The organism is Vibrio sp. 2130-1, from assembly GCF_033339515.1.
In genome coordinates this window covers 1-901 of the sequence record NZ_JAWOUT010000128.1, presented here as the reverse complement: position 1 = coordinate 901, position 901 = coordinate 1, and the positions used below count along the sequence as shown (strand labels likewise).

At 51.1% G+C, this 901-nt stretch carries 1 protein-coding gene; it reads right to left on the bottom strand.

What is annotated here, in order from left to right:
- Nucleotides 1–901: MFS transporter (locus tag R7Q09_RS24680; RefSeq protein ID WP_318143764.1), on the bottom strand; the 901-nt coding region annotated here is incomplete at both ends.

Below are 901 nucleotides of genomic sequence, written 5' to 3'. Positions count from 1 at the left end.
CAAGCATCGCGACAATTGACATTGCCATCATCAAAACACCCAGCGGCATTTGGTTATGCGCTGGGAATAACGATGCAAGCAAGGTTGCAATACCTGCGCCCAAGTTCTGCATGCCACCCAGAGTCGCACCAGCTGTCCCCGCGTGGTAAGGGAACGGAGCAATTGCGCCTGTTGTTGCCGCAGGGAACAGAATGCCCGCACCTAGGAAATAAATAGTTGCGCCACCAATTAACGTCAGTGCAGTTGTTACGCCAAACAAGCCTGGGATTAATACGACGGCTGAACCGATAAAGATCGACACCAAGCCAACATTTAACGCACGACGCTCAGAGCGACGCTGCGCGATATAGCTAGACAAACCTGCTCCCACTAAGTAGCCCGGGATCGGCAAGATAAACAGCAAACTTACGGTAGTGGCTGGTAATGCCAATACACCACCTAGTAATACCCCAGCTGCTGCTTCGAACACACCTACGCCAGCAAACGTCGCAACTAGGCAGATTAAAAAGCCTTGGAAGCGGCGGTCAGACAAAACGTGCTTGTAGCTTTTTGCCACTGGTTCGAACTTGCGTTTCTCTTTTGGCAGAGTCTCCATCATGCTGGTCATCATGGTAATCACCACCGCGATGCCGAACAGGGCTAGAAATAGGTAGCTAGAGCGCCAACCAAATGCTTCTGTTAGGTAGCCGCCAAGTACTGGTGCCATTAGTGGTGAGAAAATCACGCACATGCTGATCAAGCTGTTTGCACGATGCAGCTCAGCACCTTCAAAGCAGTCGCGAGTTAGAGTTCGTGACATCGCGCCGCCACAACCGATCCCCAAACCTTGAATGAAGCTACCAGCCAAGAACCACTCAAATTGATGTGCAAATAGCGCCACCAAAGTACCTAGGATGTAGAT